The following is a 19,671-nucleotide window of genomic DNA, read 5'->3' as shown; positions in this document are numbered from 1 at the left end:
GGCATGGGATAGGACTATACCCTCTTACTGAAGTGAAGCCCTTTACCGGTAACATTGGAATAAACTTTTTCTGAAACGTTCTGAGTATGGGGTACAGGATGATAGTGAATCGTCGCTGGAGTGTATAGTGGATGCAAAGGTTCATTCTTTACGTCATTTTTTTCTTGAAGTTCACTTTGCTGCTCGTGTGCGTTCCCCAATTTTTGATCGAGAGTAGCTTTAAACACAGCATCTAAAGCAAAAGGCGATCGCGCCGTCTGAGTGACTCGTTTCTTATAATCCATATACTGATAATGAGTGACTGGAAGAATATATCCCATTGAAGCCTCTCCCCCTTCCTTCTATATAAGTAGATACCCCTTTTGCTTAAAAGTATTCCTGTTCTTACCCGAACTATTCAAAAAAGTTTTCCATCTTCTTCATTTGCTTATTCAGTTCCTTCTCGATTTTGGTCATTCTTTTTGAAAAACGCTTCTCCCAGGCATCAAAATCTCGCTGCCACTCCGTGAAACGCTTTTCCGGTTTCTTCATTAAACCGTCTGATTGATTTACTTCCTTGTCAATTTCCTGCATCAGTTTGATGAGAGACTTTTGTTTCTTTCCAATCAGTGCTCACTCCATTCGTAAATAATGGATTGGAGACCGGCTATTGCTAATATCAGCAGAACAATTTCACCGTAAGGAATCAAATAATAAATAACAATCATAAGGAAAGCTGACCAGACCCCTACACACCAATGACAGTGGAGGAATTCACCGATTATCCCCCTTGGCTCCCTCCATTCCTCTGAATGACCACTTGAATCCGTAGTAGTTACTACTTTTTCAAACGGCTTGCGAGCCCATTCCAGAATAAGATCATCGACGACTAGTCTTGTAAAACGAAAGCTGGCAAAGATTAATACGATAAATGCAAACCATCCCATATCCATGTTGTTTCCTCCTTAATCGTTAGAAAAAGGCCACTACCTTGTAGTGACCTCACCATTACCAATAAATTAGAGCCAGGAAAACCCTCCGCGTGAACTTGATTCATCATCATGACCTTTATCCTTCTCATCATGTTCCCTTCTGCGTCCGCCAAAGAAAGGATCATTATCGCGCCAGTCATGGTGTTTATCATGTTTATCATGTTTGTCGTGTTTATCGTGATGCTGCGGTTCGATAACAACATTGTCTGCTTTAATAACAAGATCCTTAACATGGATCACCTTTTTTTTCTTTTCAGACATTCATTTCATCTCCTTATTAAAAGTCATTGATATTTTATGGTTGAATTCATTATTTGGTATGGTCACCTGCCCAATCATCCCTTTCTCCTCAGCAATTCTTATAAAACAGTCAGATGCCCACACCCACAGGGCATAATTACATAGTCTATTAAGGACAATACGTCAATACGTTTGGAAATCAGAAAGGAGTTAAATAAATGGGCTGTAAAGAAAGAAATTATGATGTAGAAAGTTGTGTTTGCGATATCCTTAGAGATATCAAAGCGGCACAAGATGATGTAGTTGGTAACAACTGCTGTGATTCCGGATGCAGACAGTCTATCGATGACTTGGTTGGCGGTGCCGGCGGAGGAAATGGCCGTGATACCATCCCTGTTATTCTTTACTGCAAAGGAACATGTAAGCCATTTAAAGGGTTTGGAGGAAAGCGCTGCGAGAATGGCAGTGATGACTTTGATATCAAAGAAAGTTTCTTCTTCCGAGTGAAAGATGTAGACGACGATTGCTGCGCTACGTTGGAATTGCTTCTTTCTCCTGATGAAGACGAACATTGTGAATGCAAGCATGATTGCCCGGCAGAACAGGCGACAGGAGACTTAAGTGCTACCGGCATATGTATTACAGTTGATCTAGATTGCTTCTGCCACGTGACTTGCCTGCCAGCTGTTTCAGCACTATTTTAAAGCAGTGTCATATGCGGAAACTTCAACCTATCAAATGAAAAAATGAGCGTAAAGGGATTATGCACTTATAAGGAGACTTCGGTGTACTAAACCGGAGTCATCTTTATTAATCCCCTTAGCTGCTTAAAAGACCCATGTGTGTAATGATTGATCAGTTTTTTAACTTCAAGTAACGGTTAGAAAGGGAGGGGGGTCCAACCTTATATGTTGGATACCCCCTCTATTTCATAACCTGCCATGTTCTTGTATAAAAAAGGTTATACTGAATTAGCCAACACTCATGTTGGACAACTCCACCCCGATAAATCAGAGTAATCTAAAACTGAAGGCATTCCATGCTTAACTTTGTGAACAATTTCGAGCAAGATGAACGGTGACTTCATTCAAAGATTGCGAGCCACTGACTATGAAACGGTGAAGGAGGGACATAAAAGAAACCCGTCTTTTTCGACCGTAACTTTCCGTTCATTAAAACATTTATAAAAGTGACTCCGGCCTTGAAGGGTTTTCAATTATGCAGTCAAATCGCTCGGTCATGCATATATGAAATCGGATTCTCTTCACTCTTCATGTTCTTATTCTTTTTACATAGTCCTTCCTTTTCAGCTATAACAAAGGAAAAGGGAGATGCCAAATTACGAGGTTAGGCATCTCCCTTAAATAGATTTAGTCATCAACTTTGAGGGTACTCTACCTCTTTTTGCATGAATATACCATTACATTACAAGATACCTAGTCGAACCACCAATGCGATTAGTACTTGGATGGCTACTTGAACGTTTACTGCAACATCTGAATCGTCTGTTGCGACTGTTACGTTGCGTGAATTCTCGATATACGTCTGCTGTTTGTTTACTTGGGCAGATTTCAACTGTGCTTCTATATCCTGTGTGATCGTGTTAGCTCTTTCACTGTCTGCAATTGATATGCTGATAATCAGGGCAATAGCTACCTGGATGGCCACCTGAATATTAACAGCTAATTGCGTATCAGTTGTTCTAACATCTACATCGCATGAATCTTTGATCACAATCGATTCAAAAGATTTCTGCACATTTTTCAGTTCTGCTTCAGCATCCTGATCGATACTATTCCCAAAAGGAAATTCCATCGTTGGGTCTAGAGCATTCCACTTTGGACAGTTGTCATCCCTGTTATCTTCAAAATCACATTTGCATTCATATTTACAGTCACATTTGTCGTGCTTGTAATCACAATGATCGTCACACTTATCCTCACACGTAACCGGCCCTAGATCTTCCCAATTCTTCTCATTATTTCTTCTTTCCAACATTAACAATCTCTTTTTGTCATAACTTGACATTCCCATGTTACGTCACCTCCTTCTTGCTATTTAATAATATCCTACGCTGATTACCTTAAAGGGGAAGGGTGATTGTCTCTATATACATACCTATTTTCTTAAAATATTGATGACTTTTTCGAAACATCATTGGAAATTAGCGGCCTTATCCTCCCAGTGACGGCAACGAGGCTTCAGCAACAACGATTTAAACGGAGAGAACCATTCATGATTTTACAGTGACCAATAAAAAAACCGGACAATGGAGGTCATTATCCGGCTTCAGCTAAGCGATCTATTTATCTTTTTCATCCTTATTATCTTCTTCACTAGTTTTTTTAGTTAACGAGTCCGCACTTTTCCTTAAATCTTCAACAATTTTTTTGATTTCTTCTCTTTGCTCAGGATCTATTTTACTAGCGTCCAGCTCTACGCCATGTTTCTTCAATGTCGAGCCTACAATCATATCGATAATTCTTCCAGAAATATTCTGGAAATCCTCATTATTGTTACTCAATCCATCCACCTCCTATTTTTTCTTGTATAGTATATGACTCAGAAACCATTAGGGTGTTATGGGTAGAGGTCTATTTTCCAAAACAAAAAAAGATGACGTCGGGCTAAACTAGCCGAGGTCATCTCGTCGGTACTCATGTGCGAACCTAGAATCCAAGTAAACGAATCGATTGAATATCTTGGAGTTTTATATGCTGTTCGAATGGCTTCTGAAGTGTTTTCATCTCAACTACACCTTCATTATATCCTTCGATGAATCCGCGGAATTGGCCTTCCTCCGCCGTTGCTACCTCACATTTCATTTTCGGAACTTGTGCAGGAAGGTTAACGAAATACTTCACTTTCTCCTCAATCGTCATATCACGAAATTTTGTTCGATTCTCTTTATTGTCAGAGGATTGATCCTCCTGCTCCGCATTTTGCTGTTTAGGTACATCTTTTTGATTTCTAGTTATTTTTTTACGATACGTGCTCCTTTGCCGCAATTGATTTTGAAAATTATTCACTCGCCGTGGTTGTTGTGAGGAAGTCGGTTGGTCCGACGATGGCTGCTGGGTCGGTGATTGGTCCGATGGTACATCGCTATGATAACTCGTTTGCATGGATATTTCAGCCGGTTCGAGGTTGGGTTGTGTAATATACAGAACAGGAGGTTTTGCCGTTTTCTTTTTACTTGCCATTTAAGGTATCTCCCCTTTTTCATTTGGTCGTCATTCTATGTATATGCCCACCTATCTTTTCATGTGCTGCATTTTCATTCCTTACAACTGGTTAGTGTATCTATAGCTCCCTAACGAAAAGCGATAACGCCTTGTCTCAAAAATATAACGACCTATCTCATTAATATACCTCCTTGACTCGAGAGGATAACGACTTAACGAAGCAACATTCCGACCTAACGCATTGAGTAAGCTCTTTTCAGTCATAAAAAAGCCCCTGAAGGTAATGTGGCTACATTACCTTCAGGGGCAGGGATAGATTAATACCCTACAATATTATAACCAGAATCACAGTGAATGATTTCACCGGTAATTCCTCTTGAAAGATCACTCATCAAGAAGAACGCTGTGTCGCCTACTTCCTCCTGAGTTACAGCACGACGAAGCGGAGCACGCTCTTCGATTTCTGTTAAAATTTTGTTAAAGTCGCCAATGCCCTTGGCTGACAGTGTACGAATCGGACCTGCTGAAATCGCATTAACTCGGATCTGGTGTTTACCGAGGTCATTCGCTAAGTATTTGACGCTGGCATCAAGGCTTGCCTTCGCAATTCCCATGACGTTGTAGTTCTCCACTACTTTTTCCCCGCCAAGGTACGTAAGAGTGACGATCCCGCCACCGTCAGACATGACTGGCTTAGCGGCTCGGGCAACAGCTGTTAAGGAATAGGAGCTAATGTTATGAGCGGTCAAGAAACCATCCCGGCTTGTGTCGACATACTCCCCTTTCAGCTCTTCACGGTTGGCAAAGGCGATACAGTGCGCCAGGCCATGAATGACGCCGACATCCTGTTGAATCGCTGCAAACGTTTGGTTGATCGCCTCATCATCCGTTACATCACATTCGTAAAATAGGGATTCCGGTCCTTCGAGTGTGTTAGCTAAGTCGCGGACTGGCTTCTCAAATCGTTCTGAAGCATAGGTGAAGATCAATCGCGCTCCTGCTTTATTTAATGATTGTGCAATTCCCCACGCAATACTGCGCTTATTCGCAACACCCATGACAACATAAGTGCGGCCTTCTAAAGATCCATTCATAAAACAAGTCCTCCTTGGGGTCTTACTAAGTATTATGATTTGTTATTAGTACCTGATCCTATTTTATAATATCTTCATACAAATTACAATTACACCTCGTGTTCAATTTCCTGAGCAGTTAGGAGAGACTTTATCCCTGGTTGTAATTGGTGCATCAGGAATAATGTTTCCCACATAAACACACACTATAAATCGATCATGTTATGTCGTACAAGGTTTCACAAAACATCATCAATAGAAAGGGGGACGAATCGTGAGTGCTGCAGACCATCATACAAACAAAGATAAGCAGTTGGAATCTCAGGTTTTAGAACATCAGCAGCATGCCGAGCTTACTTCCTCGGAGCTGGGAGACTTATGGAGTAATTATATGGGGGATTCCATGTATGCTGTAATATTTGAACATTTCATAGAAGTCGTAGAGGACGAGGAAGTCAAAGAACTTCTTCTTTTTAGTCAAGGTCTGTCCAAACGGCACATCACAACGATCGCAGAGCTTTTCGTAAAGGAAGAGATTCCCGTCCCAGCCGGATTTGGATCATCTGACCTTCATAAAGGCGCCCCGCAACTGTTCGACGACACCTTCATGCTTTTCTTTTTACAGCAAATGGCAGTCGGCGGCTACGGCCAATACGCTCGTGCGCTTACGGGTTCCAACCGGCAGGATATCATCAATTTTTATCGTCAGGGAATTGAAGAATTAAATGAGCTTTACGAAAGAAGTACACACCTTTTGTCCGAAAAAGGAACCATTATCAAACCGCCTAAAATCCCTTATCCTAAACAAGTCGAGTTTGTAGAGAACAATTCTTTTACATCCTACTTCTCAAGTAAAAACAGACCCCTGGCTTCGATTGAAATTAAATACGCGAACTTAAACCTTACTACGAATATATTAGGCAAATCATTAATGATGGGGTTCAGCCAGGTGGCTTCCTCTAAAAAGTTGAGGAAGTATTTCCAGAATGGCAGAGATTTATCGGATAAGATGATAAACCAGCTAAGCAACCTTCTAGCCAACGATAACATCCCCTCCCCGATGACGATGGATCCGCACGTTTCGGATTCCAAGATCCCGCCGTTTAGCGATAAATTAATGTTATATCTAGGTGGTTTGGCGAACCAGCTTGGTCTTGAGAATATTGGAATTTCCATGTCCAGAACCTTACGACATGACATTCATATCAAGTACGCTAAATTTATCGCGGAAATCGGTGTTTACTCGAATCATGGCCAACAAATGATGATTGATCGCGGCTGGTTTGAGCAACCCCCGTTAGCTACTGACAGAAATAAACTGGTAAACAATCCACTCAAATAAAATGATTTTTCGATGGGAGGTTATATAATGGAAGCAGAGCACAACACTCAGATGACATCAGCTGAGATATCCCAAATTTGGGGGTCCTACCAAAACGATACGCTAACCGTTTGCATGCTTCGTTATTTTTTGAACCATGTGGAAGATGATGAGATTCGCCGTCTTCTGCAATACACCTTGGAGATCTCAAACTCCCATATTCGAAAATTAACGAAGCTAATGCGCAAGGAAAACTTCGCAGTCCCAGCAGGCTTTACGGAAGACGATGTCAATATCAACGCCCCGAGACTTTTTTCTGATTCATTCATGTTGGCTTATGTTCAGCAGCTTGGGAAGTTAGGTTTGAATGCACATAGTGTTTCAACAGCTCTGGCAGGACGACCTGATCTCCATGCCTTTTTTCTCGAATGCTTACAGGAGTATGGTGACGTTCATAAAAAAGCCAATCAGATCTTGTTGTCAAAAGGGCTTTATATTCGTCCCCCTTATATCCCTTATCCTAAACAAGTTGAATTTGTATCTAATAAACATTTTCTTGCTGGCTGGTTTGGGGAGAAACGACCGTTAACCTCATTAGAAGTCACGAATCTTTACGACAACATACAACGAAACAGTTTAGGGAGGGCTGTGTTAATTGGTTTCAGTCAAGCAGCCAAATCCAAAAAAGTGACCCAATACATGATGAGAGGCAAAAAGATTGCTGCCAAACACGTCGAAGTATTTGGCAGTATCCTGAGCAAAGATGATATCCCGGCCGCAGTGACATGGGATTCGGAAGTCACTGCCTCGACGACACCGCCGTTTTCCGATAAACTGATGATGTTTCACATTACGGCGTTAATTGCGATAGGCATTGGGTATTACGGGACGAGTATAGCCACGACCATGAGACGTGACATTCATTTAAAATACTCACGCCTGACCGCGGAAATTGGGAAGTATGCCGAAGATGGGGCAAATCTGATGATTGAAAACAACTGGATGGAGCAGCCTCCGCTAAGTCCAGACCGTGATGAATTAGCTAAAAAATAATAAAACGAATCCCGGCCTTTCCTATCAAAGGAAACCCGGGATTTTTTGTATCATATTAGCAAGTTCATAAATGCAGTAGCCATTCCAAAGTAGATTAAAATCGAAATGATATCGTTGATCGTCGTAATAAAGGGTCCGGAGGCTACCGCTGGGTCAATGTTAAAGCGATGCATGACCAGTGGGACAAGAGAACCTGCCAGCGTCGCTACGATCAATGTTGACATGATGGATAACCCCACTAACAATCCTAAGTAGAAATTGTGCTGCCATAAATAAACGACAAGCGTAATAATCACACCACAGCTCACTCCTGTGATCAGTCCAGTTCCCGCTTCACGTATAATCATTTTAAACTTGCCTTGCTTATCAATTTCGCCAGTAGCAAGCCCGCGAACAGCCACAGCCAGCGCTTGTGTACCTGTATTCCCAGCCATGCCGGCAATTAACGGAATAAAAATAGCTAATATCGCCACTTTATCCAACGTATCCTCAAACCGTCCGATCAAGCTGGCTGTTAAACTTCCGAGAAACAGCAAAATGACGAGCCACGGCAGTCGTTTTTTCGCAGAAGCAAACGCATTTTCATCCGGGCTGTCCACATCGGATATCCCAGCAAGCTTTGAATAGTCTTCACTAGCTTCTTCTTCCATAACATCCATAATATCATCAACGGTAATAATCCCTAATAAATGCTCTTGAAAATCAATAACCGGTAAGGCTAAGAAGTCATAGTCGCGCACCATCCGGGCAATTTCCTCCTGATCTTCCCCGACAGGCACTGACACAACACGTTCACTCATCACATCAGAAATAAACCAATCCTCTTCAGAGATAATCAAATCACGAAGCGAAATTACCCCAACAAGCCGCTTGTCTTCATCAATGACATACGTATAGTAAATGGTTTCAGCATCAGGGGCTTCTTTTCTTAAATGCAGCATGGCTTCACGGATCGTCATGCCTGCTTTGACAACTACAAATTCAGTCGTCATAATCGAACCGGCCGTTTTCTCCTCATAATGAAGCAAATCTTTAATTTCATCGGCTGCTTCATCATCCATAATCGTTAAAAAACTGGCAACTTTATTTTTATCAAGCTCATTTAATATATCAACCGCATCATCGGTAGACATCTCAGCAAAAACCTGTGCCGCAAATCTTGGATCCATTTCAGCGAAAAACGGCTCAATTTCATCATAATCAATATGTTCCATCACATCTGCAACTTCTTCAGGGGATAAATACGTATAGATTTGCAGCCGAACATCGTCCGCTACCTCTTCAAAAATTTTCGCCTGATCATATGGATGAAGTTCAAGAAATTCTGCCCTGAATTGGTCAATTTGATCGTTTAACAAAGCATCTTGAATCGTTTTCCAAACATCGCGGCGCTCTTGATCATCTAAATGTTCCATACGTCTCCCTCCCCTTCGTTCTTATAAACTTTTATTATACTAATAGCACGCCATACTTTTGTCAATAAATGTCGTTACTTTTTTCAAAATGAAAAACCTTACTTAAAAAAAGTCTGCGAATGTTGTACACTTACAATGATACACGTTGTTTTAGAGAATGTTTAGAGAAAGGGAACAAAGATGAATGAAACTCAACAAACATCACCAATAGACTATACGATCATCTTCGTAGTAGTCGCATTAGGAATCGTAAGCTGTTTTACTTTATACACACTCGACCCGCTCTTATCTCCAGCGGACCAGGGCTCATACTTAAAACAAATCGTTTGGTACATTTTAGGCGGCATTGGAGCTGCCATTGTCATGATTATGGACTATGACCGGCTTCACCATCTTGTATGGTTTTTATACGGATTTGGTGTATTTATGCTCTTATTGCTCTTTTTTAATTTCCCGCCACAAATTATCGTTACTTCAGGAGGTGCGACAAGCTGGTTCAGTCTTCCTGGAGGGATAACCCTGCAGCCGGCTGAATTTGTCAAGGTCTTCCTAGTTATCACGCTAGCGCATGTGATTGTCAGACACCATGAGAAACATCGCACGAAAACCGTTAAATCTGATTTTTTACTGCTAGGTAAATTGGTCGGTCTTTCTCTTCCACCAATGGGATTAATCGCTGTTCAGCCAGACCTTGGCTCCTTTCTCGTTCTTGTGGCCATTGCCAGTTTCCTAATTCTAGTCTCAGGGATTCAATGGAAAATTCTTATTTCCATACTTGCTTCGGTTTTATTAGTCATTGGAGTAACCGTCTTAATGTTTTTCTTAAGATTTACAGCCGTAACCGACTATTTAGAGGAATCTATTTTTGCTCACGTCGATTCAAGGTTTTACGGATGGCTTCAACCAGAGCAATACGCGCAAGGTTACGGGCTGCAGCTCATTAAATCGATCACTGCAATCGGATCCGGGCAGCTGACTGGAAAAGGGATCGGTAACTTCCAAGTTTCCGTTCCCGAACGTCATACAGATATGATTTTCACAGCCGTCGCAGAACAGTTCGGATTTATCGGAGCAAGTTTAGTGCTAACCTTATTCTTTTTACTGCTCTATCGGATGATTCAGATTGCCCTGGAAAGTAATGATTCCTTCGGCAGTTATATCATTGTCGGCATCGTAGGCATGATCACGTTTCAAGTTTTCCAAAATATCGGCATGTCTCTGCAACTGCTGCCGATCACAGGACTGCCCCTGCCTTTCTTAAGCTATGGGGGAAGTTCTACACTCGCTTATTTGCTCGCCATTGGCATTGTCTTAAATGTTAAATCACGGACGAGAACATATATGTTTGAATAGAAATGCAAAAAGGTGGAAAGCTCTAATAATCCACCTTTTTTTGCTTTCGTACGGTATTTTCCGGATAAGGAGGGTTATTATGCAATTTGATGTTATCGGAGATGTGCATGGCTGTCTCGATGAACTTATTGACTTATTTAATCAACTCGGATATCGATGGGAGGACGGCCTCCCTATTCATCCAGAAGAGCGAGTGCCTGTCTTTGTAGGCGATATTACCGACCGTGGCCCCCGTTCCATTGAAACCATTCGGTTTGTCTACCAGTTAGTGATAGAACAGCAGATAGCTCACTATGTACCTGGCAATCATTGCAACAAGTTATACCGCTTTTTTCTAGGAAATCCTGTTCAAGAGAAACACGGACTCGAAACGACAGCGGCGGAATATCGCAATCTTTCTGGATCAGAACAGCAAGAAGTGAAACAGATGTTTATGGAGTTAGTTGAGACCTCCCCGCTTTATTTACAGCTCCCCGAAGTCAGGGCGGTGGTGGCTCATGCTGGCATTCGTGCTGAGGATATTGGTAAGGAAAACAAGCGGATCAGGACATTTGTACTGTATGGAGATATCACAGGGGAGAAGCTTCCAGACGGACGCCCTGAGCGTAGAGACTGGGCACAAACTTATAAAGCCGATACATGGATTGTGTACGGACACACTCCCGTGTATGAACCACGTTTCGTTAATCGCACCGTCAATATTGATACAGGCTGTGTATTCGGCAATCAGCTTACGGCTTTCCGTCTCCCGGAGGAAGAGATCGTAAGCGTCCCTTCCTCTATGCCATTTGTCGAGGAAAAGTTCAATTATCATGCGTAAGAGCTGAGGATAATGAAAAAGCAAGAAGGAGCGGCTGCATCATCTGCGAGCCGCTCCTTCTATTTAACATGAGTACCTTATAGTGACCTGGCATGGTACGATAACGCCCTGTCTCAAAAAGATAGTGACCTATCTCAAAAAGATACTCCCCTAGCTCTAATTAATAACAACTAAACGCACAAGCGTAATGCCCTATCCATCCTGCTTGCCCCCCCTATTTTTCCGGATCCAACCATACTTGAGGCGGTGCAGACTTAAAACTAATTTGTTCTCCAGTAGAAGGATGGTTAAACGCTAAGCGATGACAATGTAACGCATGTCCTTTGGCTATATTCGAGCCCGATGCCCCATATAACGTATCCCCGACCAGCGGATGGCCCAGGTAGCTCATATGAACTCTAATTTGATGGGTACGCCCTGTATGTAATCGAATATGAACTAAGCTAGCAGTTGGTAACACTTCTGTCACCTCATACTCCGTGACAGCTTTCTTTCCATTTGGCGTTATCTCCCTCTCCATAATCGACCCGGCTTTTCTTCCGATCGGGGCCGTAATCATACCTGATGAAGGGGAGAGGCTGCCTTGTACCAGCGCTGTATAATTCCTTTTGATCTCTCCAGCTGCAGAAAGTTTCCCATGGCTGTACTGCTGTTTGGCAACAAGAAGCAGGCCAGATGTATCTCGGTCCAGTCTCGTGACAATATGGACTGTATAGTCATAGCCCTTCTGATCATAATCATATACGATTCCATTCGCAAGCGTTCCAGAACGGTGATCAGCTGTAGGCGACACCGCCATTCCAGCTGGCTTATTAAGTACGAGAACATCTTCGTCCTCATACACAATCTGAAGCGGGACGGGCTCCGGAATTAACACCTTTGAACGCACTTCTGCAGGAAATAAGACCGTTAATCGGTCAGCGGCCGATAACGTAGTTGAAATAGGAACACCAGTGTTGTTCACTAACACTGTGCCTCCAGTCTTAACGTTTTTGAGCAGTTGTCTGGAAAAAAGCGCTTCCCCTCTTAGAAAACTCTGAATGGTTTTCCCTGCCGAAACTTGATCAATGGTCCACTCCTTCTGATAACTCATTCAGGTGTATAATCATCTGCGACAAAGGAATCATGAACCCTTTTCCAAAACGGGAATGGACGGAAACGGGCGAATCGCACTCGCTCTTTCGCAACACGACATTGAATCGATTTTACGTCTTTATATGTTCTCGTAATATGGTCAATCGTAAATAAAAAGCTGCGCTCATTCAGCGGCTTCAGAAGGCATGTGTGATGACCGGGTAAGATAAGAGGCGAACCGATCGTCCGGAAGACACGGTTATTGATAGACGCCATCTCGGCAATTTGAATCGCTTCAAGGGAAGGATGAAGGATCGCTCCGCCCAGGGCCTTATTATACGCAGTACTTCCTGAAGGGGTAGAAATACAAAGGCCATCCCCGCGAAAGGTTTCAAAGTGATCTCCTTTGATTTCGATATCAAATACCACAGAGCCTTCTGATGTCTTAATGGCACACTCATTGAGTGCCAGATAACGATCTTCTGACCCTCCGCCCTTAGGACGAATCGTTACTTCAAGTAGCGGGTATTCAACAACTTGGAATGGAGTACGTGCGATTTCAATAATCAATTTCTCCAACTCTTCTGGCATCCAGTCCGCATAGAAGCCCAAATGACCGGTATGTACCCCAATGAAGGCGGTTCGGTCAAGCCGGTGAACGTACGTATGGAACGCTTCCAATAATGTTCCATCCCCACCGACGGAAATCGCGAGATCGGGCTCCTCCTCATCATACTCCAAATTAAACTCAGTCAAGTAACTCTTGATTTTTGTACGGATTTCGTTCGACTTTTTATCTCCTTTTGAGAGTATAGAGAATTTCATTTGCCTTCCACCCCTCTACGGTTTCTTCGATTTCCTTTTTTGATCTTCTTTGCGATTAAATATTTTTTGTGCTTCCTGAATTTCGTGTTTGATCTTTGACATTTCTTCATCGAGTAAAAAGGCTGCCTCTCCTGCACGCTTTAAACGTGCCTGGATATCAGTGGGAATCTTACCTGCATATTTATAATTAAGCGAGTGTTCATTGGTGGCCCAGAAATTCATTGCTAATGTCCGAATTTGAATTTCAGCCAACACCATTTTCTTTCCATGAATCGTTTCAACCGGATATTGGATGATCATATGATAAGACCGGTATCCACTTTCCTTCTTTTCAGTTATATAATCCTTTTCTTCTACAATGGTGAAATCGTTGCGATTCTTCAACATTGTGACGACAGAATAAATATCATCTACAAATTGGCAAACCACTCTCACTCCGGCAATATCCTGCAGCTCTTCCCTCATGTCTTCGGGGTTAATGGCTTTTCTGCGTGCTTTCTCCATAATGCTTGTCTTCGGCTTTACTCTCCCTGTGACAAATTCAATGGGAGATTGTTCACGCTCATATTCAAATTGTTGCCGCATTCCCTTTAATTTAACCTTAAGTTCGTCAACTACCTGCGCATAAGGTGCTAAAAAGGTATCCCAATTCATTCGAGCACCACCTTTATGTACCAAACTGTGTATTCCATATGTGTGTTTAGACTCACAAACATTGTATCATAATCTTATTCCATCACCAGAATTTAACTCATGGATAATGGCTAACTTTTGCAATTCTAACCTATTATAAATCATAATTAAAGGAGAGGTGACGCATATTATGGCACAAGAAATTGAAATTGAATTTAAAAACCTGTTAACAGAGGAAGAGTATCATACTCTTTACAAACAACTTGATTTTGCCACGATTGAACAGGTGGAACAAACGAATTATTATTTTGAAACAGATGACTACCAGCTGCGCGATAAGGGAGCGGCTTTAAGAATAAGACAAAAAAACGACACATGGACACTGACTTTGAAGGAACCTCACCCTGATGGCCTTTTGGAAACGCACCATACCCTATCAGAAGCAGAAGCCGGGCTCTGGCTGGAGAATCAATTGTCTGCACCGCTCGAAATCAACAGACAGTTAGAGCAACTCGGAGTTTCAGCTGCCGATCTACGTTACATCGGTGCTCTTACTACCAAAAGACAAGAGCGTGCATACAACGATACACTAGTCGTTTTGGATCACAGTTTTTACTGTGGGCAATCTGATTATGAACTGGAATTAGAAGCAAGCTCTAAACAGCAGGGGGAGCAGGTTTTTGCAAATATTTTAAGCTCTTATCACATTCCTAAACGAGCGACAGATAATAAAATAAAAAGGTTCTTTCAGGCCAAACTAAAATCAGAATAGTTGCCGTCCACCTTCACCGTTGCTAAAATGAATAAACAGACAAGGAAGGGATTATATGAACGAAAAACCCGGCAGCATTTATGAAGTTATAGGCGAAGACAAAATAAATGTGCTAGTAAATTGTTTTTATCGACACGTCAGCCAGCATCCTGACCTCATCCCTATTTTTCCGGATGATTTAACGGAAACCGCTCGCAAACAGAAACAATTTTTAACCCAATTTTTCGGTGGCCCCCCTCTTTATATTCAGGAGCACGGTCACCCGATGCTAAGAGCACGACATCTCCCATTTGCGATCACTCCTACAAGAAAAGATGCATGGTTGTCCTGCATGGCAAAAGCCCTCGAAGAAGCTGACATTCAAGATCCATACCGTCAATTCATGTTTGAACGCTTAACCATGACAGCTAACCATATGATGAATACACCAGAAGATGAGAAAGGAGAATCGATGTGAGTTGGAAAAGTACGAGCAGTCTTTCAGGGAACCAGAATACCGCTAGTGGTTATTTTGATTTGCTAAAGCGGCCTATTGAGATTTATGTATTTATTGATCCTCTCTGTCCTGAATGCTGGTCGATTGAACCGTTTTTAAAAAAGCTCACGATCGAATACGGACGTTTCTTTACGATTCGTCCCATCATTAGCGGAAATTTAGCTTCCCTGCAGCAGTTTAAATCCGAAAAGCGAGAAATACTCAAGAAAGTATGGGATAAAACAGGAACACGAACAGGAATGTGCTGTGATGGAGACGTGTGGATTGAAAACCCGATTTCCTCCCCTCTCGTAACAGCCTTAGCAGTAAAAGCTGCGGAGTTACAGGGCAAGAAAGCTGGTATGCGTTTTCTTAGAAAAGTGCAGGAATATGTGTTTTTGGATAGGAAAGATATCTCGAACGAAGATGTTCTCATTGAATGTGCTGGAAAAAGTCGTTTAGATGTGAATGAATTTAAAAAAGATTTACATGCAGATGCTGCACACAGAGCTCTGAGATGCGACTTTAAATTGACAAAAGAGATGGATGTGGATTCCACACCAACGATGGTTGTTTTTAACGAATCTGAAGAAGATGCAGGACTAAAGATTACCGGCCTTTATTCATATGATGTTTACGTGAAAGTATTAAAAGAAATGCTTCAAAAAGATCCAAAGCCTGCAGTAAAACCTGAATTGGAAGAGTTTTTACATCATTATCGTTTTGTCGCAAATAAAGAAATATCCGTCGTCTACGATTGGACAGAACAGCAAACAAAAAAAGAATTGAAGAAGCTGGTGTTACGACAAAAAGTCCGGGAAGTTCCGGTGAAATACGGTACTTTCTGGGAATATATCAATTCGTAGAATTAAAATAGAGGAACACTATGTAGGAAGCATTAGCAGTTAGCTGCTAATGCTTCTATTTTTAGGGGGTTGGTTACACAGTACAGCATTAATGTGAATTTCTTCACTATTTAAGTATATCAACCCTGTGGGCAATGAACAATGCGATCAGCCAATTGTTCACAATGTTGTCAATTGAAGCATACTTCTGGGAATAATTTAGAGATTGGCTCATAAGGTAAATAAAAAGGAGGTTTCTGTCATGAAACGATGGGTCATTTTGGGTTACATCCCTTTATTTTTGTTGTTAATTCTCTTTCACATTTTCGGATTAATGCTCCTGTTTCCGTTATATATTTCCGCCCCTCTCCTATTCGTTTCTATTTATATGTTTGTCAGTTTAGTCTTTCACCGAAAGAAATTTCGCGGATTTATAAATTGAAACAAGCTGCTTCTTTAGTCAAAGAGGCAGCTTGTTTATTCATTCTTATTGCAGTAATTCTTCCATCTCATCAAGTTTCTGTTCAAATACATCCAATGCTTTTAAAATAGGATCTTTCGAGGTCATATCTACCCCGGCTTTCTTCAACACTTCAATAGGGTAATCACTGCTCCCAGCCTTCAGGAAGCTCATGTATCTTTCAACAGCCGGTTCCCCTTCAGTTAGAATTTGTTCAGCAAGGGTTGTGGCTGCTGCATATCCAGTTGAGTACTGATATACATAATAGCCCATGTAGAAGTGAGGAATTCTTGCCCACTCTAACCCGATCTCTTCATCAATAACGAGCTCAGTTCCAAAGTATTTTTTATTCAAGTCATAATACAACTGTGTCAGTTTATCGGCTGTTAATGCCTCACCTTTTTGTGCTTGAATATGAATTTCATGCTCAAATTCAGCAAACATCGTCTGCCGGAAAACCGTACCTCGGAAACCTTCCAGGAAGTTGTTCAATAAGTACAGTTTCTCCTTCTTATCATCCGTTTTCTTCATGAGGTGATCGTTTAATAATGCCTCATTACAAGTAGAAGCTACTTCCGCTACGAAAATGGAGTAGTTTCCGTACCGGTATGGCTGGTTATTATGAGTATAATAACTATGCAGCGAATGCCCCAGTTCATGGGCCAATGTGAAAAGGTTATTGACGTCATCCTGCCAGTTCATTAAAATAAACGGATTTGTGCCATAATGTCCAGAGGAATAGGCTCCACTCCGCTTCCCTTTATTCTCCTCGACATCTATCCAGCGGCTCGTCAGCCCTTCCCTTACCACGTCCACATAATCTTTGCCTAATGGCTCTAGTGCGTTAAGAACGACCCGTTGTGCTTCTTCATAGGAGACCTCCATTTCAGCATCCTTCACAAGCGGTGTGTACAAGTCGTACATATGCAGTTCATCTAGTTCAAGCACTTTCTTACGCAGGGCCACATAACGATGCATAAGCGGCAGCCGCTCCTCCACTGCCTCAATTAAATTATCATATACGGATTCTGGAATTTTGTTTCCATCCAGTGCCGCTTCCCGTGCACTCTCATACTTTTTAGCTTCCGCAAAGAAATTATCTTTTTTCACTTGGCCGCTTAACGTTGAAGCAAATGTATTTTTAAAAGATCCATACGTGTCATACATGGCCTGAAACGCATTCTGCCTTACTTCCCGATCTTCGGATTTCAGAAACCCTACAAAACGGCCTTGAGTTAAGTCTACTTCGTTTCCCTCTTCATCCTTAATCGTTGGAAAGGTTAAATCGGCATTACTAAGAGCTCCATATGTCTGTGAAGGACTTGAAGCGATTTCCGAGAACCCCGACAACAGCTTCTCCTCTTCTTCGCTTAGTACGTGCTCTTTTTTTCTCAGGATCTCATGCAGCGTATGTTCATACTGTTGTAATTTCTTGTGCTCGTTTATATAGCTCTTAACCTTCTCTTCTGAGAGAGATAAAATCTCTGGAACGATAAAACTCATAGAAGAAGAAACTTGTGTCAAAAGGCTTTCCGCTTTCGCATTCATCTCTTGATAATGTGAATTGGCCGTATCCTGATCACTGCGCATATGGGCATAGGTAAATAGTTTCCCTATTCTATTTGATACTTTATCCTGCAGCGTTAACAACTGGTACAGCTGTTCCGCTGAATTTCCCAGTGTATCTTTAAAAGCCTGTACCTCTGGGATTAGCTTTTTAATTTCCTCGAATTCCTTATACCATTCTTCATCACTCGCAAAAATTGTCTCAAGATTCCATGTTAATTCCTCAGGGATTTCTTCCCTTTTTGGTAACTGTTTTGTTGTCGATGCCATGTATACATCCTCCTCCAAATTGTGTCGCCATCTAAAAAATTCGATTCTCTTAGTAAAAAATCCTTCCTATAACGATACATTATTATGTCTGGGCACCATATTTTTTAAAACGTTCATCACTAGTTTATCTTCTTCCAAAGCCTGGGTAATATGAGTCGGAAAAGTGATTTCTTTTCGTTTTATCCAATTTCCTTTAGGAGACTTTCTCACATATCCCATCTGTTCAAGTAATTGTAAGTATTCTTGCACAGGGTCTGCTTGATAACGATTGATCGTCAAGCATTTATCACGATGTCCGAGCTTTATTAAACTTCCTACAGGTCGATCGATAAAATGATTCAGGACAAATTTTGTCTGCCACATATAGACTTTCACAGAATAAATGGACTGACTCGGCACAGGTAAACAACAGACGGATGGAATTAACGAGAAATGCTTTCCTTTTAAGTAAAGAAACTGGCGCCATTGACGCTCCTCTGTGCCCACCGATTTCTGATAGATCGTGCGGAGTTTGAACAAGTATTTTTCCCAGAAATATAAATAAGATGTCACCGAAGGGCTGGCCGGGGCAAACAGCTGAGGAAAAGTAATGGAGTCGAGGAGATAAGCTCGGGACCTGGCGAAGCAATTAGAATGCTGAAATCCGAGGATATGATCAACAATTATGACAGACTGGGCATTTACGTTTAAGTAATACATACAGTAAGAATGATGAAAGTAATAAAGGAGTGAGCGATGGAAGGTCGTGTGCAGCAGTTGATGCTTTCCTTTTTGCCGGAAGTGACGGCTCCCAACAATCCATAAAGGAAAGATACCGGCTTCGTAATAACTATTCGTTCGCTTCTCTATGATATCGGGGGAAATAGTAGAACACTGCAGTTCAATTGCAATTCGGCGCTTGTCACGACTTATGAAAAACAAATCAGGGCGCTGGTTTATTTCCTTGATAAAATATTCCATTTCAACTTTGTACCCTTGATCTTTCAGCCATTTGAAAAGCAGCCATTTTCCAGACTCGTGTTCGTCACTTTCACCTTGGGATTTTCGTTTACACTGGCTGGTTGAAAAATGGGCAAAGTGCGGGATGTGATGGAGGCCGGAACGAATTTGAAGGGGTTCTTTACAGGTGGGGCAATAGTACGTCACTTGTCGCCTTATCTGTTCAATTTGTTTTCTGGACAGTTGATATAACGAGCAAAGCTTTCCATGATGATCGTATGCATACAGCAATAATGTCACCTCCACCTAAACCTATTCGCCATAAAGCTGAAAATCCCTTTTTTTAGACAAAAAAAAGCACACTTCATGCAGTGTGCACAT

Annotated in this window: 22 protein-coding genes; 8 read left to right on the top strand and 14 right to left on the bottom strand. The window is 41.8% G+C overall.

The genetic code is table 11. From position 1 onward, the window contains the following. Positions 1–14: 14 nt before the first annotated feature. From G6R08_RS17765 to G6R08_RS17750, 4 genes are all read right to left on the bottom strand, one after another. Positions 15–320, bottom strand: coding sequence for a hypothetical protein (locus G6R08_RS17765; protein ID WP_163529851.1), 306 nt, complete (start codon positions 318–320; stop codon positions 15–17). Positions 321–393: 73 nt separating this feature from the next. Beyond that, a complete protein-coding gene (locus G6R08_RS22170) occupies positions 394–531 on the bottom strand; it encodes a hypothetical protein (RefSeq protein ID WP_240339765.1) in 138 nt (45 codons plus the stop codon). Between the two features lie 74 nt (positions 532–605). Next, positions 606–932 carry a DUF1360 domain-containing protein gene (locus tag G6R08_RS17755; RefSeq protein ID WP_163529847.1) on the bottom strand — a complete coding sequence of 109 codons (327 nt, stop codon included), beginning with the start codon at positions 930–932 and terminating at the stop codon, positions 606–608. A gap of 66 nt (positions 933–998) precedes the next feature. Next, on the bottom strand, positions 999–1,232 hold the full coding sequence (locus G6R08_RS17750; protein ID WP_163529846.1) for a hypothetical protein: 234 nt from the start codon (positions 1,230–1,232) through the stop codon (positions 999–1,001). A gap of 197 nt (positions 1,233–1,429) precedes the next feature. On the opposite strand from G6R08_RS17750, the gene G6R08_RS17745 reads away from it, so the two are divergent. Further along, positions 1,430–1,915, top strand: coding sequence for a CotY/CotZ family spore coat protein (locus tag G6R08_RS17745; protein WP_079529437.1), 486 nt, complete (start codon positions 1,430–1,432; stop codon positions 1,913–1,915). 721 nt (positions 1,916–2,636) lie between these two features. Here G6R08_RS17745 and G6R08_RS17740 read toward each other — a convergent pair. The 4 genes from G6R08_RS17740 to fabI form a co-directional block, all read right to left on the bottom strand. Then, positions 2,637–3,026: a spore coat protein gene (locus G6R08_RS17740; RefSeq protein ID WP_240339835.1), complete on the bottom strand. Its 390-nt coding sequence runs from the start codon at positions 3,024–3,026 to the stop codon at positions 2,637–2,639. Positions 3,027–3,513: 487 nt separating this feature from the next. Next, on the bottom strand, positions 3,514–3,735 hold the full coding sequence (locus tag G6R08_RS17735) for a hypothetical protein (RefSeq protein WP_163529844.1): 222 nt from the start codon (positions 3,733–3,735) through the stop codon (positions 3,514–3,516). A 145-nt stretch (positions 3,736–3,880) separates the two neighbouring features. Then, positions 3,881–4,414 carry a CotO family spore coat protein gene (locus G6R08_RS17730; RefSeq protein WP_163529841.1) on the bottom strand — a complete coding sequence of 178 codons (534 nt, stop codon included), beginning with the start codon at positions 4,412–4,414 and terminating at the stop codon, positions 3,881–3,883. Positions 4,415–4,713: 299 nt separating this feature from the next. Further along, positions 4,714–5,490 (bottom strand): enoyl-ACP reductase FabI, encoded by a 777-nt coding sequence (gene fabI, locus G6R08_RS17725; protein WP_163529839.1) that lies wholly within the window; start codon positions 5,488–5,490, stop codon positions 4,714–4,716. A gap of 253 nt (positions 5,491–5,743) precedes the next feature. On the opposite strand from fabI, the gene G6R08_RS17720 reads away from it, so the two are divergent. Together G6R08_RS17720 and G6R08_RS17715 are read left to right on the top strand one after the other, a co-directional pair. Further along, complete coding sequence (locus G6R08_RS17720; protein ID WP_240339764.1) at positions 5,744–6,811, top strand: DUF3231 family protein; 1,068 nt, start codon at positions 5,744–5,746, stop codon at positions 6,809–6,811. Between the two features lie 27 nt (positions 6,812–6,838). After that, the gene (locus G6R08_RS17715) at positions 6,839–7,843 is read left to right on the top strand and encodes a DUF3231 family protein (protein ID WP_163529838.1); all 1,005 of its coding nucleotides are present in this window, start codon (positions 6,839–6,841) and stop codon (positions 7,841–7,843) included. 50 nt (positions 7,844–7,893) lie between these two features. Here G6R08_RS17715 and mgtE read toward each other — a convergent pair whose 3' ends face one another. Next, positions 7,894–9,258, bottom strand: a complete 1,365-nt coding sequence (gene mgtE, locus G6R08_RS17710) for a magnesium transporter (RefSeq protein ID WP_163529836.1) — start codon at positions 9,256–9,258, stop codon at positions 7,894–7,896. Between the two features lie 180 nt (positions 9,259–9,438). Between mgtE and G6R08_RS17705 the strand changes: the two genes are divergently transcribed. Both G6R08_RS17705 and prpE read left to right on the top strand, forming a co-directional pair. Continuing rightward, entirely contained in the window at positions 9,439–10,611 is a 1,173-nt protein-coding gene (locus G6R08_RS17705; protein ID WP_163529834.1) for an FtsW/RodA/SpoVE family cell cycle protein, read from the top strand. Positions 10,612–10,690: 79 nt separating this feature from the next. Further along, positions 10,691–11,431, top strand: a complete 741-nt coding sequence (prpE, locus tag G6R08_RS17700) for a bis(5'-nucleosyl)-tetraphosphatase PrpE (protein WP_163529832.1) — start codon at positions 10,691–10,693, stop codon at positions 11,429–11,431. A gap of 214 nt (positions 11,432–11,645) precedes the next feature. Here prpE and G6R08_RS17695 read toward each other — a convergent pair whose 3' ends face one another. The 3 genes from G6R08_RS17695 to yjbM are packed head-to-tail and all read right to left on the bottom strand — an operon-like array spanning position 11,646 to position 13,984. Then, positions 11,646–12,524: an RluA family pseudouridine synthase gene (locus G6R08_RS17695; protein WP_163529829.1), complete on the bottom strand. Its 879-nt coding sequence runs from the start codon at positions 12,522–12,524 to the stop codon at positions 11,646–11,648. Further along, entirely contained in the window at positions 12,521–13,330 is an 810-nt protein-coding gene (locus tag G6R08_RS17690; protein ID WP_163529827.1) for an NAD kinase, read from the bottom strand. Before G6R08_RS17690 ends, G6R08_RS17695 begins: the two co-directional genes overlap by 4 nt. 15 nt (positions 13,331–13,345) lie before the next feature. Beyond that, positions 13,346–13,984, bottom strand: a complete 639-nt coding sequence (yjbM, locus tag G6R08_RS17685; protein ID WP_163529826.1) for a GTP diphosphokinase — start codon at positions 13,982–13,984, stop codon at positions 13,346–13,348. 169 nt (positions 13,985–14,153) lie between these two features. Here yjbM and G6R08_RS17680 point away from each other — a divergent pair, with 169 nt between their 5' ends. Genes G6R08_RS17680 through G6R08_RS17670 form a run of 3 tightly spaced genes read left to right on the top strand, consistent with a single transcriptional unit; the run spans position 14,154 to position 16,076 of the window. After that, on the top strand, positions 14,154–14,735 hold the full coding sequence (locus tag G6R08_RS17680) for a CYTH domain-containing protein (RefSeq protein ID WP_163529824.1): 582 nt from the start codon (positions 14,154–14,156) through the stop codon (positions 14,733–14,735). Between the two features lie 55 nt (positions 14,736–14,790). Further along, complete coding sequence (locus G6R08_RS17675) at positions 14,791–15,192, top strand: globin domain-containing protein (RefSeq protein WP_163529822.1); 402 nt, start codon at positions 14,791–14,793, stop codon at positions 15,190–15,192. Next, positions 15,189–16,076, top strand: coding sequence for a ClpXP adapter SpxH family protein (locus G6R08_RS17670; RefSeq protein ID WP_163529820.1), 888 nt, complete (start codon positions 15,189–15,191; stop codon positions 16,074–16,076). Before G6R08_RS17675 ends, G6R08_RS17670 begins: the two co-directional genes overlap by 4 nt. Before the next feature lie 466 nt (positions 16,077–16,542). Here G6R08_RS17670 and pepF read toward each other — a convergent pair whose 3' ends face one another. Both pepF and G6R08_RS17660 read right to left on the bottom strand, forming a co-directional pair. Beyond that, a complete protein-coding gene (gene pepF / locus G6R08_RS17665; protein ID WP_163529818.1) occupies positions 16,543–18,351 on the bottom strand; it encodes an oligoendopeptidase F in 1,809 nt (602 codons plus the stop codon). A gap of 66 nt (positions 18,352–18,417) precedes the next feature. Beyond that, a complete protein-coding gene (locus tag G6R08_RS17660; protein ID WP_163529816.1) occupies positions 18,418–19,581 on the bottom strand; it encodes a competence protein CoiA in 1,164 nt (387 codons plus the stop codon). Positions 19,582–19,671 lie beyond the last annotated feature (90 nt).

The organism is Halobacillus ihumii, from assembly GCF_902726645.1.
GTDB lineage: Bacteria > Bacillota > Bacilli > Bacillales > Halobacillaceae > Halobacillus_A > Halobacillus_A ihumii.
Note: the sequence above shows the minus strand (reverse complement) of the source record. Positions and strands in the feature narration are given on the sequence as shown.

Coding starts and splice junctions, on each gene's coding strand:
- G6R08_RS17765 (WP_163529851.1), bottom strand. CDS start 320: ATGGGATATATTCTTCCAGTCACTCATTATCAGTATATGGATTATAAG.
- G6R08_RS22170 (WP_240339765.1), bottom strand. CDS start 531: ATGAAGAAACCGGAAAAGCGTTTCACGGAGTGGCAGCGAGATTTTGAT.
- G6R08_RS17755 (WP_163529847.1), bottom strand. CDS start 932: ATGGATATGGGATGGTTTGCATTTATCGTATTAATCTTTGCCAGCTTT.
- G6R08_RS17750 (WP_163529846.1), bottom strand. CDS start 1,232: ATGTCTGAAAAGAAAAAAAAGGTGATCCATGTTAAGGATCTTGTTATT.
- G6R08_RS17745 (WP_079529437.1), top strand. CDS start 1,430: ATGGGCTGTAAAGAAAGAAATTATGATGTAGAAAGTTGTGTTTGCGAT.
- G6R08_RS17740 (WP_240339835.1), bottom strand. CDS start 3,026: ATGGAATTTCCTTTTGGGAATAGTATCGATCAGGATGCTGAAGCAGAA.
- G6R08_RS17730 (WP_163529841.1), bottom strand. CDS start 4,414: ATGGCAAGTAAAAAGAAAACGGCAAAACCTCCTGTTCTGTATATTACA.
- fabI (WP_163529839.1), bottom strand. CDS start 5,490: ATGAATGGATCTTTAGAAGGCCGCACTTATGTTGTCATGGGTGTTGCG.
- G6R08_RS17715 (WP_163529838.1), top strand. CDS start 6,839: ATGGAAGCAGAGCACAACACTCAGATGACATCAGCTGAGATATCCCAA.
- mgtE (WP_163529836.1), bottom strand. CDS start 9,258: ATGGAACATTTAGATGATCAAGAGCGCCGCGATGTTTGGAAAACGATT.
- G6R08_RS17705 (WP_163529834.1), top strand. CDS start 9,439: ATGAATGAAACTCAACAAACATCACCAATAGACTATACGATCATCTTC.
- prpE (WP_163529832.1), top strand. CDS start 10,691: ATGCAATTTGATGTTATCGGAGATGTGCATGGCTGTCTCGATGAACTT.
- G6R08_RS17695 (WP_163529829.1), bottom strand. CDS start 12,524: ATGAGTTATCAGAAGGAGTGGACCATTGATCAAGTTTCGGCAGGGAAA.
- G6R08_RS17690 (WP_163529827.1), bottom strand. CDS start 13,330: ATGAAATTCTCTATACTCTCAAAAGGAGATAAAAAGTCGAACGAAATC.
- yjbM (WP_163529826.1), bottom strand. CDS start 13,984: ATGAATTGGGATACCTTTTTAGCACCTTATGCGCAGGTAGTTGACGAA.
- G6R08_RS17680 (WP_163529824.1), top strand. CDS start 14,154: ATGGCACAAGAAATTGAAATTGAATTTAAAAACCTGTTAACAGAGGAA.
- G6R08_RS17675 (WP_163529822.1), top strand. CDS start 14,791: ATGAACGAAAAACCCGGCAGCATTTATGAAGTTATAGGCGAAGACAAA.
- pepF (WP_163529818.1), bottom strand. CDS start 18,351: ATGGCATCGACAACAAAACAGTTACCAAAAAGGGAAGAAATCCCTGAG.